Source organism: Companilactobacillus jidongensis (assembly GCF_003946575.1).
GTDB lineage: Bacteria > Bacillota > Bacilli > Lactobacillales > Lactobacillaceae > Companilactobacillus > Companilactobacillus jidongensis.
In genome coordinates, this window is record NZ_RHOP01000001.1 from 25,793 (window position 1) to 43,604 (window position 17,812).

Below are 17,812 nucleotides of genomic sequence, written 5' to 3' on the forward strand. Positions count from 1 at the left end.
CCGCAAACTTTAAAAGTTTGCGATTTTTATTATTTATGACTATTCTTCGTCATCATCAGCTGCGGCTGTATAAACTTCTGAAACATCATCGTCATCTTCAAGTTGATCGATCATGTGTTCAAATTGTTCTTGTTTATCTTCAGGAACTGCTGTTGTATTTTGGGGAATCATTGTTAATTCAGCATTAGCAATTTCATAACCCTTTGCAATTAGTCCATCACGAACTGCGGCAAATTCTTTGGCATCAGTATAAATTTCAAATGCTTCATCTGATGTTTGCAAATCGTCTGCTCCAAGATCCATGATGTCTAAAAGAACTTCATCTTCGTCTTGTGTATTCTTTGAGCGATCGAGTACAAGGTAACCTTTACGATCAAACATATATGCAACTGATCCACTAGAACCTAAACTACCTCCGTTACGAGTAAACGCAACACGTACGGCAGAGGCTGTTCTGTTCTTGTTATCTGTCAAAGCTTCAACTAAAACTGCAACTCCACCTGGAGCATAGCCTTCGTATATAACCTCATCATAATGTTCTTCACTGCCACCTTCGGCCTTATCTAAGGCACGCTTGATATTATCTTTAGGCATGTTAGCTGCACGAGCTTTATCTACTATTAAACGGAGAGCAGCGTTACTGTCCGGATCGGCACCACCCGATTTTGCTGCCATGAATAATTCACGTGATAGTTTTTGGAAAATCTTTCCACGTTTAGAATCTTGGGCGTTTTTTCTACCCTGGATGTTATGCCATTTTGAGTGTCCTGACATTTCTGCTTCCTTCTTTCGTCAATAATTGTAAACCAGGTAATATAATATCAAACTATGCCCGCCATTACAATGTCTACAATCAATTAACTACTCGTTTAAAAGCTATATTTTTCTTCTTTTAATATCAATTCCTAATAATCCTAGTGCCGCTATAACGATACCAACTACAGAAATAGCTGTTCCATTGCTAGAACTTGTTTGTGGTAATCGACCACCATTATATGTTTTAGCAGATAAATTATCAGATGGTAATATTACTGTTTTAGAACCAGATAGGACAATCACATTGCTTGGATTCTGGTTATTATTACTTACACTAGCTGAATCTGTATTCGCTATTGGTGGATCTACTGGATTTGTAGGATCTTTGGGATCTGTCGGATCCGTTGGGTCTGTCGGATCTGTTGGGTCTGTTGGGTCTGTTGGGTCTGTTGGGTCTGTTGGGTCTGTTGGGTCTGTTGGGTCTGTTGGGTCTGTACCACCATTGCCGCTATCATTCCCAGTTCCCAAAACATGTAATACAACTGTCTTGGTCTGACCATCTTTCGTACTTAACAAAACATCGTAATTCCCCACAGCGGTCAGATTAGCACCATTCAAATCAAGTTCAACATCCTCTGGTTGACCATTCTCGTCAGTCGCACTTGCCTGAAAATCACTCACAGTCGGAGTTGACTCACCGACATGCATTGTATAATCACTGCCTGCTAAACTAAGTGCAGCTTTGTCAATGGTAAAGGTTCCGTTATTGACCGTAACAATGTAATTTCCATTTGCTGTATAAGTAATGTTGATTGGATAATCACCAACAGTCTCTCCTGCTTGTCTATCAATACTATATTCAAAATCATTATTGTAGATAGTTCCATTAACCGTAGCTGATAAAACTGGATCCTTTTGTCCAGCAATTTTGGAGCTATTATTTGCTGTAATTGTTACGTTCTCTGGACTGATAGTGAATGATGGCAGATCTCCTGCCAATGTCCAATTGTAAGTTGCGCTTTGATCAAGACTATTAAGATTACTTATTCCCTGATCAGATAAGGCCACTTGGTAACTACCAGCATTAGTTGCATTGCCATTTTCAATCTTCAGATCCCCGGCTTGGAGTTGATAAGTCGTGTTGTCGGATAATTGCACATAATATTTCGAAGTATCGGGCGTCTGACTAACGCCATTATAAGTACTTGATGAACCACCAACAATTTGATAAGTACCTTCGGCTTTTAAAACTGTGACGGTAACTGCAGTACTATCATTTCCATAGCTATAAGTAACTGTATACTGATGCGCTTTGGATGTATCTACAGTATCTACAGGGGTATCTGCTGTATAATCATGAACCGAAACAGTTATACTACTCAAACTTACAGACTGCCCATCAGGGGTTTGTGCACTAACAAAGTTGTCCTTTGGTTCCCAGTTAGATCCAGCCATAATTTGTGAACTAACAGCCTTAATATCGGGATCATTTAAAACAACATTATAATCACCATTGTATCCATCGCTCATATACCAATGGAATGAGAATGAATTAGTTCCTGTCGGTATGTTAAATAATCCAGTATATTCACTATATGTAACGCCATTAGTTAAACTACTCAAATTCAATACTTTTTCAGTATAGCCATCGACATTCAAATCAAATAAGTCGGAAATATTATCATGGGCAGAATCCGTAAAAATCGTTGCTGCTTGATCAGCCGCTACATTGCCTTGCAATACAGCACTCGGTGCATAAATATTAGTAATACGGTTATACTTGAAGGCTTCGTCCTTAATAGTTGTATTGCTTCCATCTAACACCAATTTTGTAATCTGATTACCCAAGAATGCCTCTGTACCAACAGAAGTTGTTGCTGCTGGTAATTCAACAGTTCCGCCAATATTATTGAATGCAAAAGCAGAATCACCGATACTTTGAAGATTATTATCAAATTTAACACCTGTTATATGATCACCAGCAAATGCCTGGTCACCAATCGAGTTTAAACTGTCGGAGAAGTCTAAATCTCCTGTAACTCCTGAGTACTCAAAAGCACCATTACCAATAGTAGCTAAACTCGTAGCATTCGAAATATCTATATTCGATAATTCTCCATCATAAAGAAAGGCTGAATCGCCAATAGACACCAGCCCACTGTCTAATTTGACTGACTGTAAATGAGTATTGGATACAAAGGCAAGCTTTCCAATGGTTTGAACTGAATCAGGTAAATCTATGCTTGTTAATCCAGTATCATAAGCAAAAGCACTATCTCCGATTGTTGTTAATGTACTTGGAAAATTAACTGTTGTTAGTCCTGTATCACCTGCAAAAGATGCGGTGCCAATGGTAGTCAGTCCCTCATTAAGACTGAGATTGGTTAAATCCGAATCATAAGCAAAGGCATTATCTCCAATAGTCTTCACCGAATTAGGAAGAACAATTGACGAAGCATGTGCTGATATAAAGGCATTGTTGCCAATAGTGGTCAATGTCGTATTATTCGACATATCAATGGACGTTAGATTAGGTATATACGCAAAAGCTCCATCACCAATGGTTTGTAATCCATCATTTATAACCACGCTAGTGATATTGTCATTACCAACAAACGCATTATCGCCAACCGCGGTAACATCGTAATCCTTGCTATTCAAGTTTACTTTAGAAGGAATATTAACCTCAGTATAAGTACCGTTAATTCCCGTAACAGTCGCCGTTGAATTAGTATCATCAGTACTCCACAAAAAATCATCTGCACTATCAGCAACTGTCTTAGTAGCGGCAGGTGCTACAACTGTGGTTGGAGTTGATGTAGCATCTACAGCATCAGCTGGAGCTGCCGCAGCGACCGCTTCAGGAACAGGTGCGGTCGACTGAACTGTCGGAGCTGCGTTGCTAGTATTAACCGCTTCGGTAGTAACTTCAGGCGTAGATGCGTCTGACGACGGTACAGGTGTAGTTACCGTTGTATCTGAGGTACCTGAAGCAGTGCCATCAGTCTGGCTGACAGCATTCACAGGTGTTGCTAATGGAGTGACTGTAGCGGCAGGTGTCGCATCCGCAGTCTTAGTTTGAACTGATGTAGAGCTCTGGACCACCGGAGTTGAAGTTGTTACCGGTGTGGAAGTATCTGATGTTGCATCAGAATTTCCAGTTGTATTATCAGAACTAGTACTTGTAGATGCAGTGCTATCCGACACTGTTGAACTAGACTCACCAGTTGAATCTGCCTTAACGACTAATTCATGTTTAAATGATGCACCAACTCCCATTGCCATCACAGCACTAGCAGCAATCATCAATTGTTTACTATTTTTGGATATCATTATCTTTCTATTTTTCATAGTGCTACCCCACTCAAACGAAATTTATTCAATTATATTATCATTTTATACACCATGATAAATTCTGTCTTTAAACAAATATATTTACCATTTATGACAAAAATATAAGGCCTGATATTGGAAAAATCCAAATATCAAGCCTTTTTATTACAATTCGTCATTATGATGTCGTTCGACTAACCAAAGCACTAGCATAAGAACTAAAATACCAGTTAGAGCACCCATGCTATCTAAGATAACATCTGTAACTGATGGGGTTCTACCACCGGTTAATCCTTGATGAAACTCATCGAATGCTGCTAATCCAGTTGTAGCTAACCATGGGATTAGCATCATCAAAAATTTATTCTTACTGAAATACTTGTATACCGCCAAACATAAAAATAATCCTAGTAGCAGATAAATACTAAAATGTGCCCCTTTTCGAATGAAGAATTCAACAAAATGGTAATATCCATCATTCTCGATCGACTGAATTTTTCCACCATAATTAAATTTAATTTTACTCAATCCACCATAAAATGGTTTATCCGAATGTCCTAATGTACGCTCCAAAAACGGTACTGAAGTCTGTTGTTTATAAGTCATTGATGAACTATAAAATAAAATCAGTTCAATCGCAATGACCGCACCCCAGAACCATTTTGCTTTATCTTTTAATTTATTATGCATGTTATCATCCCATATTTACTTTTGAATTTAATTTTCTCGCATCGTCAAAGTACCCAGAATGATAAGAGGAATTGATTGCCCAATAATACATAATCGTTGAGAAAGCAATTATCACTACGAAGTCAATTGGATATTTAATTAAATTCAATCCACCAAAGTCTGTACTGCCGATCCATGATATAACTGACAATCCTATTAAATGAACAATTATCCATAAACTGGCATACATCTTCTGTTTAAATTCTTTGAATCCTCGTCTGTAATCATAAATAAGATAAATTGGCAATCCAACAATTATGATTACAATAACTTGAACTGTCGTTGGAAACATTGACCAATAGATTGCCAAACTTATCAAATCAAAAACAACCGGCGCCAAATACTTCATTCCGCGTATTTTGGTTGGACGCTTGAAGTCAGGACCCATTCGGCGCAAACTTCCGGCAACTACTGGCCCAGTTAATAATGAAATCAACGTTGAGGCAGCAACTACCCGTGACAATAATGCCCAATTTTTGAACATTAATATTAACAAGAAACTAACCATAAAATCAACTGCCAACGCTACACGTGGCGTATTGTATTTATTATTTGTCTTGCTCAAAAACTTAGGTAGATGCTTATTCTTAGGCATCGACGATAATGACTTACTTGCTGAAGCTGAAAATGCTATTCCACTTCCAACCGGTGAAATAAATGCCGTAAAATAAATTAGCGTTGATAACCAGTATACATTTAACAAAATAGCCAAATCGGCGAATGGGGAATTAAAACTAATGTGACTCCAACCCGCACTAATGATCGACTTAGGTAACGAACCAATGAAGACAATCTGTAATGAAATGTAAATCAGAGCACTTATCAATAGCGACAAAATAATCCCTCGACGAATATTTACAGCTGGTTTTACAATATCATTACCTAGATTAATAACTGTCTGAAAGGCAACATATGAGTATATGATACCTGCACTACCAATAGCAATAAAGATTGAGGACGTACCATTAGGCATAAATTGACTAGTAGTCGTTCCCATGTTAGTCCAGTCAAAATGTGATGTTATCAAAACAATCATCGTGATAATTGGCACAAATAATTTGAATACTGAAATAAAGTTATTAAATTTGGCCATAATGGTTACTGACCAATAATTGATCAAAGTAAATACAAAAATCAATAATGTCGCCATCATCAAACCTTCTGCTGACAATTCTCCATGCGACATGAATCCGTGAGTCCACTGTGCCCATTTCCAGGGCCAGGTACTCATATATTGAGTTGATGCCACAGCCTCAATCGGAAGAATGGCAAGTAACGATAACCAGTTTGCCCATGAGGCAATATGCCCTAAAAATGAACCATGAGTATACATCGTAAATCTGCTCATTGCTCCATCTTCCGGAAACATTGTTCCTATCTCTACATAAACCATAGCAATCATCGCAACCAAGATTGCTCCAAGTATCCAAGCAATAATAGCTGCTGGACCTGCAATTTTGGCTGCTTGACTAGATCCAAACATCCAACCTGACCCAATGATGGCACTGAGGCCAAACATCACGGTTGAAAACAGGTTGAGCTTTTTACCTTTCATTAAGAAAATCACCACATCTTTTAAATATTTCGTCATTATCGGTAAACAAAAATAGTCTCTATATCCATAGAGGCTATTTTTTAATAACTATTTCGTACCTTACTCTACTGTGACACTTTTCGCAAGGTTACGAGGTTTATCAACATCGTTGCCACGCGCCAAACTTGCATAGTATGAAAATAGTTGTGCGGGCACGACACTAACGATTGGAGAAATCATTTCGTCGATTTCAGGAATGATAATTTGGTCTCCAGGCTTAGCGTATTTTTCATTAGCAATAACCAGGACATGAGCACCACGTGCTTCGACCTCTTGGATATTACCACGAGTATGGCTTGCACCGACACCATCATTAATATAAGCAAATACCGGCGTACCTTCTTCAATCAAGGCAATTGTACCATGCTTCAATTCACCAGCAGCAAATCCCTCAGCATGAATATATGAGATCTCTTTCAACTTCAAAGCAGCTTCAAGTGACAAAGCATAATCAATTCCACGACCGATATAAAAAGCATGATCTTGACCATCCAAGTAGTCCGCACTCAATTGTTTGATGTAATCTTTTTCATCAACAATTGTTTGGATTCCATTAGCGGCAATAGCCAATTGTTCCTTCAAGTCAAGGTCCTTAGCTGCTTGAACTCCTTTTAACTCACCTAGTGCTTTGGCAAGAACCGCTTCAACCGCAATTTGTGATGTATATGACTTTGTTGAGGCAACAGCAATTTCTGGTCCAGCTAGTAATTCCATTGTGTAATTTGATTCACGTGACAAGGTTGAATTAGCAACGTTTGTCATTGTCAAACTTGGCAAGTTCATTTCGTTGATTTTAACTAGAACTTGACGACTATCGGCAGTCTCACCACTTTGTGATAAGAAGATGAAGAATGGATGTTGTGACAATTTTGGCATATGGTAACCAAATTCACTACCCAACTCAACATCTACCGGAACATCTGCCAAGGTCTCAAAGATATTCTTACCGACTAATCCGGCATGGTAACTAGTACCAGCAGCAACAATATATAGTCGATCAGCTTTATTGATCTCTTTCAACATCTCAGGATCAACATTGATCGAACCATCTTCCCTGATATAATTCTTAGAAATACGACGCATAACACTAGGTTGTTCGTCAACTTCCTTCAACATATAGTGCTCGTAAGGACCCTTTGAAATGTCACTTGCATCAATATTAACTGTGTAAGAACCACGTTCAACCGGTGTACCATCGAGCTTACTAATTGATACCTTGTTCTTTTCAAGGATAACAACTTCACCATCATGAATTTCAACGAACTCATGGGTACGATCGAGCATTGCCATAGCATCAGAACAGATAACATTGAACCCGTCGCCTAATCCGATCAACAGTGGACTCTTGCTCTTAGCCACAAAAATCTTATCCGCTTCTTCTTTGTCAACCATAGCAAATGCATATGATCCTTCAATCAATCCGAGTGCTTTTCTAAAGGCTGATTCGGCATCCATACCTTCGTTAGCAAAATGAGAAATCAATTGAACTGCGACTTCAGTATCGGTTTGACTCTTAAAATCAACGCCCTTCAAATATTCTTCTTTTAGTTCGTTATAATTTGTAATTACACCATTGTGTACAAGATAAAATCTGTTGTCAGCTGAAAAATGAGGATGAGCATTGTCAACTGTTGCTGGTCCATGAGTTGCCCAACGAGTATGTCCAATTCCTGTTAGTCCTTGAACATCGGGTGTAACAGCTTTTTCAAGTTCACTAATTTTACCGACTTCTTTAATTAGGAAATCTTTTCCCTTTTGATTGTTTACATAAATGCCTGCAGAATCGTATCCACGATACTCAAGCTTTTCTAATCCATTTAATAAAATATCTGTTGTTTCTGAATTACCAACAACTCCAACAATTCCACACATCTTTAAAAACCTCGCATTTATAATTGGTCTAGCCATTATTTTTTTAATTGGTCTAGTCTTATTAACTAGGTATCCCTTATGGGAACAAAGCTTAGAATACTAATTTGTTTGTGGTTTGTCAATGGTTTTATTTTTATTTTGTATACATCTTAAATAATTGGTACAGTTGGTTTATACCAATATTGGTATAAACTGTTTTTGCGTAAAAAAAATAGACCAGAATGTATACTCTGATCTATAGCGTTTGATTTTGTTTTATCTTCTAATTCATTTCAGTCTTTACAACTTCAACGATTTGGTCACAGAATTCACTTACTTTTTCTTCTGTCGCAGCCTCACACATAACACGTAGTAATGCTTGTGTTCCACTAGGGCGAACTAGCACACGGCCATCTCCGTCCATTTCGTCTTCAACGGTCTTAATTGCATCAATAATTGGTTGGTGTTCCTTCCACTTATCCTTATCGTGCACAGGTACGTTTACAAGCTTCTGTGGATAAACTTTAACAGGAGCACCTAATTCTGCCAAACTCTTGCCACTTTCTTTCATAACGTGCAATAAATGGATACCTGTAAGCATACCGTCACCAGTATTCATGTATTCATACAAAACAACATGTCCAGATTGTTCTCCACCGATGTTGTAGTTATTCTCACGAATTTCTTCAACAACGTGACGATCACCAACAGCTGTTTGCACACTGTGCATGCCATTAGCTTCAATAGCCTTGTACAATCCCAAGTTACTCATAACAGTAGTTACAATGGTATCTTTCTTTAAACGTCCCCCATCATGCAAATACTTACCTAAGATGTACATGATCTTATCACCGTCAACAATATTACCATCCGCATCAACAGCAATACAACGATCTCCATCACCATCAAAAGCTAATCCAGCAACAGCATCTGATTCTTTAACTTTTTGAGCTAATTGTTCTGGATGTGTTGAACCAACATTTTTGTTGATATTGATACCATCCGGATGTGATGCCATGATTTCAAAGTCAACATTCAAGTCAGCGAACAATGTGCTAGCAAGACGACTGGTTGATCCGTTAGCTGTATCCAAAACGATCTTCATCCCACTTAAATCATCTGATAGTGTTTGCTTCAAGAATTGTAGGTACTTTTGTGCACCTTCTGGATAATCTGATACGCTACCCAAGCCTTCAGCTGAAGGTCTTGGTAATGTGTCTTCTTTAGCGTCTAATAATTCTTCAATCTCATCTTCAACATCGTCCGGTAATTTGTAGCCATCAGAACCAAAGAACTTGATTCCATTATCTTCAGCAGGATTGTGTGATGCCGAAATCATAATTCCAGCATCAGCTGAAACGGCACGTACTAAGTAAGCTACAGCTGGAGTTGTGATGACATCCAAGTTCAAAACTTCGATACCAACCGATAGCAATCCAGCGATTAGGCTGGATTGTAGCATTTGCCCAGAAATACGTGTATCTCTAGCAACCAAAACACGAGGATGTGCATTTTCATTATCTGAATGTTGTGTTAATACATAACCACCTGAACGGCCTAGCTTAAAAGCTAGTTCAGGACTCAACTCCTTATTAGCAATTCCTCTTACTCCATCTGTTCCAAAATACTTTGTCATAAATTAATACCCCCAACGTTACTTTCCATCGTTGTTATTATTGTTATTGTTGTTTGAATCACTATTGTTACTTGTAGAACTATCATCACTTGAAGTGTTGGTGTTAGAACTACCGTTGTTATTATTAGAATTAGTATTTGTACTATTGCTGTTATTGTTGACTGAAGTACTTGTACTACTGCCACTATTACTAGAAACACTGACATTAACATCTAATGTCTCCGGATCAGTTAAAGTCACTTGATTACCTAAAGCATCCGCAAGATTAATCGTCTTTTTGGTATCTTGGGTCACATCGGATACATCAACCGGCACATCAATTGAATCATCGATAGCGTCAAGTTGATCTTGAGTGCCATAGATTCTGATGGTTTTCACATCAGATTCAAAGGAGAAATTCGAATTTGAGGAACTCCCCTTCTGTGTGAGATTAATACTTACTTCTTTACTTGGCATACTAATTGGAATCTTAACATGAACTGTTTGTGGATCCAAAGTTACATTAACAGTTTTACCATTTTTATCCAAAGCTTGCACTAAAACTTCTTGATCAAAGGTAGTTTTTATACCCTTAGGCAAGATTGGTTTGACAACAACCTTCTTGATCTTGTTGACTTCTGATGCGGCACCAGTAACGCTAACCGTCTCGGGTGATAATGTTATCTTACCTGCTTCATAGCCAGATGCCAACGCACTCTTAGTGTAATCAACATCGACTGCAAAAGTTTTGGTCTTACGTTTTTGAATGTTTACATCTACATATTTAGGCTTGATCGTATATGTCAATTCACTGTTCAATCCAGTTTCCTTGATCTGTACACGATGTTGACCAGTTGACAACTTTTTCAAATTCAGATAAAGATTAAAGTTTTGAGTATTCTTCGTAGCTGTCACCAGTGCTGAAGGTCCCTCAATCGTAATTTTGACACTATCTGGATAACCAGTAATGTAATAATCATTTGTATTCGCCTGTACTTGAAGTGGCACAGTTAGTGTCGTCTTAGTATTCACAGTCGAAGTACTAGATTGATTAGAGTCTCTGGTCGAACCGACTCCGGGAGAACTAACGGTTAAGAACAACCAGATAGCAGCGCAAAGTGCAATGAAAGCATAAAAATAATTACTATTTATTATTTTCTTCATCATCGTCTTGCTTCCCCCCATTCTTTCGACGTATTGAGAAAAGACTTAAAATTGAGTGACTGCTTTCGTCGTCTGAATCCGCAAGTTGTGCCTTGAGATACTTCAAGTAATCTTCCCTAGAAAGATCAAGCATCATGTGACCATTTCGAGTGATCATGACACCACCTGTTTCCTCCGACACAACAATCGTAATGGCATCAGTAACTTCACTGATACCAACAGCCGCACGGTGACGCGTACCTAATTCCTTGGGAATTGTATTACTCTCTGATAATGGCAAATACGCAGCCGCTACAGAGATTCGATTTTTCCGAATAATTACCGCTCCATCATGCAACGGTGTATTCGGAATAAACGTATTAATCAAAAGTGCGCCGGTAACTTCGGCATCCAGTTTGATACCTGTTTCGACGTACTCTTCCAAACCAGTATTCATTTCAAGAGTTATCAGCGCACCAATTCTACGCTTACTCATATATTGAATAGCCTGATCCAAACTCTCTATCAGATGGTTCTTGGTCTTACCTTCTTCATTACTTGCTGTACTGAACAGAGGCATTCGGCCTAAATGTTCCAAACCACGTCTGATTTCAGGTTGGAAAATAATAACTATGACAACAATTCCCCAATTGATCAATTGATCCATTAAGAATGAAACGGTATGTAGATTCAACGCCCAACTAATTAATTTAATCAGGAATATTATCACGATACCTTTTAGCAGTTGAACGGCCTTAGTTCCTCTAATCATCGAGAGAACTTTGTAAAGGACATACCAAACTACTAAAATATCAACCAAATTGGCTAAATTCTGCCACGTAAATATATTACTTGGTATAAAATTCATATTTATTACCCCTTTACAGCTCGAACTAATTATATCAAACAATAAAAATTATAAAAGTTTAGTAAATATAATAATTTTTATTTAATCAATATCTACATTAATTACTTCTTCACTGTAATTAATATTTTGACGTAATTCATTAGCAGTTGATTTACTTATTTTTCCTTGTTCCAGTAAGTCTTGAACAAAGGCACGTTGATAACTTAAAGCTTGAATCTCAATCGTGATACGTTCGCTGTTGAATTCTGGTGAACGATGTTTGTGTCGGCCTTGTAACAAGTCCAATCGATCTTCGTAGTGACGTTGGAATACATAAACCAAATTATCCGCAACACCACCATGTTCACTCTGATCCAATTCATGTAACTTTGCCAGAGCTCGTTCGGCACCAGCAATTGAGATTTTCATTGCATCCTGATCGAATTGAATTACTTCTTCTCGTTTGATCAAGCTACGACGAATTGTTTTTTTAATGCCACGATAAGTTTTTTTGAAATAATTAATAAAGAATTCAATTGACTGACTGTACCTACGACGAACGATTTCTTTTTTATATTTAGCAATTTTCTTCAGAGCTAACTCATAAGAATCTTCAGATATCTCGTCATGTGAATGCAATTCCTCAATTGCTTCTAATTCACAATTGAAACAAATATCCCATAATTCGGCATCTTTCTTATTCTTAACACGTTTTTTACTGATTGGAGATGGATAGTTAGACTGGATTCCGAGATTATGAAGACTATACAAATACTCAGCTATGACAGTTGAATAAACAATATTTTCATCTTCTTCATTCTCGTCTTTTAATTTATCAATAGTCTTTTCCAGAACTAATTTGTTGGCTTGATATTGATCTAATTCAATCTGAGTATCAACAACCTCTGTATCTTCAGCTTCATCGTCAATATTAATATCGTCATCAATAAACGAATTACCACGATAGGCAACTGGTGCACTATTCTTAGTCATCAACGGGATCAAAATAGTTGCACCTAATAAACTAAAAATAATAACGGTACTAGCGATAAATAATACCAGAGTCCTTGATGGAAAAGCTGCTCCACCACTAATAGTTAATGGTATCGACAAAACACCAACCATCGTCACGGCACCACGAACACCTGAGATGCCTGACATTAAACAATAATCAAATCTTTCTTTAGAAAACATGCTAAATTTATCATCGGCAAATGTTGAATAAACATAGCTCCAGATAGAACGTATGGCAACTAACATAATCCAAATAATGAATGACAATCCAATTGCACCAAACGTATTGATATTGTCATTGTGAACCAATTTTTCCATAGCAAACGGAATTTCAATTCCTAGTAATACAAAGACAATACCATTGAGAACATAGACTACCAAGTCCCAAGTTCTTGATGTTACCAAACGTATTTCTGGTGAAAAGGCACTGACGGTCCTGCTTGAAGAAATATTCATAATTCCGGCAATAACAACCGCTACGACACCAGATACATTCAAAATATCTTCAGCAATATAGTAAATAATAAACGGAATAATTATCTGAATAATAGCATGAAGAATAGAATCGTCAACACCTTGATTGATCAGATAAAGTCTGACACCATTGAATATCCAAATCATCACAGCACCAGCTAATGCACCCATGATGGAAATATAAAAGAAGTCTATCGTAGCACTCCGCAAAGAGAACATCCCTGTAACAGTAGCCGCCACACCATACTTGAAACAAATCAATCCAGACGCATCATTGATCAAACTTTCTCCACTGATCAAATGCATCAACTTATCTGGAATATGGGCTTTCTTAGCAATCGACTGTACAGCAATTGGATCAGTTGGTGACAAGACTGCTACTAATGTAAATGCCACTGACCATGGCAAAGTCGGAATAAGTTCCTTAACGATTATTCCTCCGACTACCGTAGAAATAATAACTAGTATAACGGCGTTACCTAGAATCGGACCTTTAAGTTTCCAAAGTTCACGTTTAGGGAACCGATTTCCATCATTAAACAAAATTGGCGCAATAAACGCCAACATAAACCATTCCGTATCAACAGAAATTTGAACATGCATGAATAAGGCGGCCAGTATCCCCGCCGCAATTTGTATTAAGCTGGGGGGAATTGACACGAAGTAGTGGCTAATAATATTTGCCACAATTAATAATGTAAGAATCAAAATAATTGATTCAAGTATCTGCACAGACATCACCCATTTCTTTTTGTTTTTGTCTTTTATTTTTAAATTTGTATTGGTTAGGGCCGCTTCCAATTGTCACTGACTCCACCCGCTGTGGGACCAGTCCCAGCCATAGTGCGGTCTGGGACTTCGACTTTAAGCTTTGCTTCGCAAATCTTAAAGTTCGTCCGTTTTGTAAGGCCGGATAAATCGCCGACCTAACAAAACTTTCACAGCTGGTTCCATCACTGACAATCTCCAGCTAAATAAGTTCTTACTCTGCAGTAATTGATTGAATCCAAGTGGAGCTAGGCAGGCACGATAATCCCGTGTTGATGCAGTTAGTCAGCGATTTATGCTGACTTACTGCATGGGACGACCTTGAAGACGTTATTTCCGGCTTCAAGGCGAGGCCATAGACCACTTTGTGGCTATGGCCGTTCCCCACAGGATACCGTGCCTGCCTAGCGGAACGACGTACCTAAAAACTACTTAACATCCTCACCAATAATTCTAACTTCAGTGTGAAGATCAATATCAAATTGATACTTAATAGCTCTTTGAATCAAATGAATCAAGTTCATATAATCCGTCGCAGTTGCACCGCCTAAGTTAACGATAAATCCAGCATGTTTCATTGAAACCTGTGCTCCACCAATAATACGACCTTGTAGTCCAGCCTTGATGATCAGAGGACCAGTAAAGTGGTCCTTAGGACGTTTAAAGACACTACCGCAACTTGGATATTCCAAAGGTTGCTTCGAACGCCTAAGCTCGTTTAAACGATCCATTTCAGCTTGAATCTTTTCTCCATCACCTTGTTTCAAGGCGAATGTAGCACTAATAACAATGCCACCATTTTCCTGAACCAAACTATGACGATAAGTAAATTTCATGTCATCATGTGTTAAAGTAACAATTTTTCCATCTGGTAATAATATTTCGGCAGATTCAAAAACATCTTTGACCTCACCACCGTATGCGCCAGCGTTCATAAAGACTGCTCCACCAACACTACCAGGTATCCCGGCCGCAAACTCAAGACCAGTTAATGATGCTTTTTGAGCAACAATTGTTGTGTCAATAATCGTTGCTCCAGCTTCAGCTGTGACTTTGTCACCATTGACTTCGATATTCTTGAAATTAGGCAAAATAATCACGATTCCGCGAATCCCACCATCTTTGATAATCAAATTACTTGCATTACCAATGATAGTAATGGCAATATCATTTTCACGGGCAGTATTAACAATCTCGACTAATTCTTCGCGAGTTTTCGGAAAGGCCAATGTATCAGCATTACCACCAGTTTTTGTAAAAGTATACTTACTTAATGGTTCGTTAGTTTTAAATTCAATATTAGGTAATTTTTCAATTGGAAAGTTCAAAATTTCATCATCCTTAATATATGTAAGCTATTTACAATTTTATCACATAGTCGGTTCCATAACGAACTGCCAAGTTCTGGAATAATGATATAATCGTTTCGAGGTGATTAAATAATGAAACTTATATCATGGAACGTTAATGGGCTACGTGCCGTCGTAAAAAAAGATTTTACATCAATCGTCGATCAATTAAATGCCGACATTATTTCGATCCAAGAAACAAAATTACACCAGGATCAAATTGACCTTGAATTACCCGGATATCATCAATATTTTTATGATGCTGAACGTAAAGGATATTCTGGCACAGCCATCTTTACTAAAGAAGAACCGATTAATGTGACTCACGGACTTGGCGTTGAAGAGTTAGACACTGAGGGTCGTACATTAACACTAGAATTTCCAAAATTTTATTTAATTGACAGCTATTCACCAAATTCACAGCAAGAACTTAAGCGTCTCGACTTCAGAATGCAATACGATGATGCACTACGAGAATATATGAAACAATTATCTGCCGACAAACCGGTTATTCTCTGTGGAGACTTAAATGTTGCCCATGAAGAAATCGATATTAAAAATGATAAAGCTAATCATAAGAATCCTGGTTTCTCAGATGAAGAACGCAATAAGTTCTCAGAACTACTCGATAGTGGATTCATTGATACCTTCCGTTACATGCATCCCGATGAGGTTAAGTATTCATGGTGGAGTTACCGTTTCAATGCACGTAAAAACAATGCCGGTTGGAGAATTGACTACTTCGTGATTTCTGACAATGGCAAAGACCTAGTCGCCAACGCTGATATTCTAAATGATGTTTTCGGATCTGACCACTGTCCTATCGAATTAGACTTAAACTTATAACATAAGGAGTTTTTATATGAACTTTGTTTCCATGGATTTTGAAACTGCCAACGGTCATCGTACTAGTGCTTGCTCACTAGCATTGGTACTTGTTCGTAATAATGAAATTGTCGACAGTTTCTACACATTAATCAATCCACAAGAATTTTTTAGTCCCAGAAATATTCAAATTCACCATATCAGACCTGACGATGTCAAAGATGCGCCAACTTTTGATCAAGTTTGGAGACACATTCAACCGTTGTTTGATAGCTCACATTTAGTAGCTGCCCACAATGCTAGTTTTGATAATAGTGTTTTGAAGAATACATTAACAAATTACGGCATTTTTGCACCAAAGTACTTAACAATCGATACACTCAAAACTAGTCGTAAATTTTATCCACAATTGCCTAATCACAAATTGGATACTGTTTCGCGAAATTTGAACATCGACCTTGAGCATCATCATAATGCCTTGGCGGATAGTATTGCTTGTGCTGAAATCTTACTCAAAACTGAACAACAATTTGGTACTGAGCAAATAAAAAAGATGGTTAAGCTAACTAGCTAAACCATCTTCAACATAATTATAGTTTTATCTGTTTCTGACTCTGTTGCAAATCCATATTTTTCATAAATATGAATTGCGGCAGGGTTATTTTTGTATACTTCTAAAGTTAACTTATTTAGTGTGGAATCAGTAGCCCAATCAAGAGCTTCTTCAATTAAATATGACGCAATACCATTATTCCAAAAGTCAGAATCCACTACTACTCCAAATTCAGCTATACCATCGGTCGTTTTTTCCAAGCGAGTAAATCCAATAATATCATCATCAAAAATAGCAACGATCAATTCATCTTCAGCCGAGTTATAAATCTCATCTAATGATTCTTCCTCGGATTCGACGGTAACATTCGCCAAAAAATCATGTTCAATAAAGTTGCTTTGGTTACTGGCACGCTTCAAAAAATCCAATAATTTACTAGCATCACTGGGGATCGCTTCTCGCAAAATTAATTGTTCGCTCATTTGGTAGCTCCATCCAAATATTTTCCGAAGTCACGTTTTTCATAACGATCACCATACATTTTGAAGGTAATTTGACGATCATCATCAGCTTCTAAGCGTTTGATATTGATCGACATGTGATCATCTGGGACTTCTTCCTTAATAAATTGTGGCCATTCAACGATCGTGACACCGTCTCCATTAAAATATTCATCAAATCCTAAGTCTTCATCGGGACTGCTTTCTAGTCGATAAGCATCCATGTGATACAGTGGCAAACGGCCTTCTTGATATTCACGGATCAAAGTAAAAGTTGGACTTTTAACATTCTTCTTGATACCCAATCCCTGAGCCAATCCTCTAGTAAAAGTTGTCTTGCCAACGCCAAGGTCACCATTCATCAAAATGACATCCCCTGCCTTCAAATATGGCGCAAGGCCCTTACCCAAAGTTTCAGTATCTTGATAAGAATTCGTTTGTAATTGATATTCAGTCATATT

Annotated in this window: 14 protein-coding genes; 2 read left to right on the forward strand and 12 right to left on the reverse strand. The window is 37.8% G+C overall.

The features are described 5' to 3' along the window. Window positions 1-39: 39 nt before the first annotated feature. The 10 genes from EKM68_RS00110 to murB all read right to left on the reverse strand — a co-directional run bounded on the left by EKM68_RS00110 (window position 40) and on the right by murB (window position 15,452). Window positions 40-774: a YebC/PmpR family DNA-binding transcriptional regulator gene (locus tag EKM68_RS00110; RefSeq protein ID WP_125587641.1), complete on the reverse strand. Its 735-nt coding sequence runs from the start codon at window positions 772-774 to the stop codon at window positions 40-42. A gap of 102 nt (window positions 775-876) precedes the next feature. Continuing rightward, window positions 877-4,107, reverse strand: coding sequence for a leucine-rich repeat protein (locus EKM68_RS00115; RefSeq protein WP_125587642.1), 3,231 nt, complete (start codon window positions 4,105-4,107; stop codon window positions 877-879). Between the two features lie 147 nt (window positions 4,108-4,254). Then, window positions 4,255-4,779, reverse strand: a complete 525-nt coding sequence (locus EKM68_RS00120) for a VanZ family protein (protein WP_125587643.1) — start codon at window positions 4,777-4,779, stop codon at window positions 4,255-4,257. 4 nt (window positions 4,780-4,783) lie between these two features. Continuing rightward, window positions 4,784-6,373 (reverse strand): APC family permease, encoded by a 1,590-nt coding sequence (locus EKM68_RS00125; protein ID WP_125587644.1) that lies wholly within the window; start codon window positions 6,371-6,373, stop codon window positions 4,784-4,786. Between the two features lie 99 nt (window positions 6,374-6,472). Beyond that, window positions 6,473-8,284 carry a glutamine--fructose-6-phosphate transaminase (isomerizing) gene (gene glmS, locus EKM68_RS00130; RefSeq protein ID WP_125587645.1) on the reverse strand — a complete coding sequence of 604 codons (1,812 nt, stop codon included), beginning with the start codon at window positions 8,282-8,284 and terminating at the stop codon, window positions 6,473-6,475. A gap of 262 nt (window positions 8,285-8,546) precedes the next feature. After that, window positions 8,547-9,899, reverse strand: coding sequence for a phosphoglucosamine mutase (gene glmM, locus EKM68_RS00135; protein WP_125587646.1), 1,353 nt, complete (start codon window positions 9,897-9,899; stop codon window positions 8,547-8,549). 18 nt (window positions 9,900-9,917) lie between these two features. Further along, window positions 9,918-11,045, reverse strand: a complete 1,128-nt coding sequence (locus EKM68_RS00140; RefSeq protein ID WP_225422934.1) for a CdaR family protein — start codon at window positions 11,043-11,045, stop codon at window positions 9,918-9,920. Continuing rightward, window positions 11,023-11,889, reverse strand: coding sequence for a diadenylate cyclase CdaA (gene cdaA, locus EKM68_RS00145; RefSeq protein ID WP_125587647.1), 867 nt, complete (start codon window positions 11,887-11,889; stop codon window positions 11,023-11,025). The genes EKM68_RS00140 and cdaA overlap by 23 nt, the downstream gene beginning before the upstream one ends. Before the next feature lie 81 nt (window positions 11,890-11,970). Then, window positions 11,971-14,088: a cation:proton antiporter gene (locus tag EKM68_RS00150; protein WP_125587648.1), complete on the reverse strand. Its 2,118-nt coding sequence runs from the start codon at window positions 14,086-14,088 to the stop codon at window positions 11,971-11,973. Between the two features lie 464 nt (window positions 14,089-14,552). After that, window positions 14,553-15,452, reverse strand: a complete 900-nt coding sequence (gene murB, locus EKM68_RS00155) for a UDP-N-acetylmuramate dehydrogenase (protein WP_125587649.1) — start codon at window positions 15,450-15,452, stop codon at window positions 14,553-14,555. Window positions 15,453-15,566: 114 nt separating this feature from the next. Between murB and EKM68_RS00160 the strand changes: the two genes are divergently transcribed. Beyond that, window positions 15,567-16,319 (forward strand): exodeoxyribonuclease III, encoded by a 753-nt coding sequence (locus EKM68_RS00160; RefSeq protein ID WP_125587650.1) that lies wholly within the window; start codon window positions 15,567-15,569, stop codon window positions 16,317-16,319. Window positions 16,320-16,335: 16 nt separating this feature from the next. Then, window positions 16,336-16,872: a 3'-5' exonuclease gene (locus EKM68_RS00165; protein WP_125587651.1), complete on the forward strand. Its 537-nt coding sequence runs from the start codon at window positions 16,336-16,338 to the stop codon at window positions 16,870-16,872. On the opposite strand, the gene EKM68_RS00170 is transcribed toward EKM68_RS00165, so the two are convergent. Together EKM68_RS00170 and tsaE are read right to left on the reverse strand one after the other, a co-directional pair. After that, entirely contained in the window at window positions 16,869-17,333 is a 465-nt protein-coding gene (locus EKM68_RS00170; RefSeq protein WP_125587652.1) for a GNAT family N-acetyltransferase, read from the reverse strand. The two genes, EKM68_RS00165 and EKM68_RS00170, sit on opposite strands and share 4 nt — an antisense overlap. Further along, window positions 17,330-17,809, reverse strand: a complete 480-nt coding sequence (gene tsaE / locus EKM68_RS00175; protein WP_125587653.1) for a tRNA (adenosine(37)-N6)-threonylcarbamoyltransferase complex ATPase subunit type 1 TsaE — start codon at window positions 17,807-17,809, stop codon at window positions 17,330-17,332. Before tsaE ends, EKM68_RS00170 begins: the two co-directional genes overlap by 4 nt. Window positions 17,810-17,812: the final 3 nt, after the last annotated feature.

Bases quoted from the DNA above. Each gene is read 5' to 3' on its own strand.
- EKM68_RS00110 (WP_125587641.1), bottom strand. From the start codon at position 774: ATGTCAGGACACTCAAAATGGCATAACATCCAGGGTAGAAAAAACGCC.
- EKM68_RS00115 (WP_125587642.1), bottom strand. From the start codon at position 4,107: ATGAAAAATAGAAAGATAATGATATCCAAAAATAGTAAACAATTGATG.
- EKM68_RS00120 (WP_125587643.1), bottom strand. From the start codon at position 4,779: ATGCATAATAAATTAAAAGATAAAGCAAAATGGTTCTGGGGTGCGGTC.
- EKM68_RS00125 (WP_125587644.1), bottom strand. From the start codon at position 6,373: ATGAAAGGTAAAAAGCTCAACCTGTTTTCAACCGTGATGTTTGGCCTC.
- glmS (WP_125587645.1), bottom strand. From the start codon at position 8,284: ATGTGTGGAATTGTTGGAGTTGTTGGTAATTCAGAAACAACAGATATT.
- glmM (WP_125587646.1), bottom strand. From the start codon at position 9,899: ATGACAAAGTATTTTGGAACAGATGGAGTAAGAGGAATTGCTAATAAG.
- EKM68_RS00140 (WP_225422934.1), bottom strand. From the start codon at position 11,045: ATGATGAAGAAAATAATAAATAGTAATTATTTTTATGCTTTCATTGCA.
- cdaA (WP_125587647.1), bottom strand. From the start codon at position 11,889: ATGAATTTTATACCAAGTAATATATTTACGTGGCAGAATTTAGCCAAT.
- EKM68_RS00160 (WP_125587650.1), top strand. From the start codon at position 15,567: ATGAAACTTATATCATGGAACGTTAATGGGCTACGTGCCGTCGTAAAA.
- EKM68_RS00165 (WP_125587651.1), top strand. From the start codon at position 16,336: ATGAACTTTGTTTCCATGGATTTTGAAACTGCCAACGGTCATCGTACT.
- EKM68_RS00170 (WP_125587652.1), bottom strand. From the start codon at position 17,333: ATGAGCGAACAATTAATTTTGCGAGAAGCGATCCCCAGTGATGCTAGT.
- tsaE (WP_125587653.1), bottom strand. From the start codon at position 17,809: ATGACTGAATATCAATTACAAACGAATTCTTATCAAGATACTGAAACT.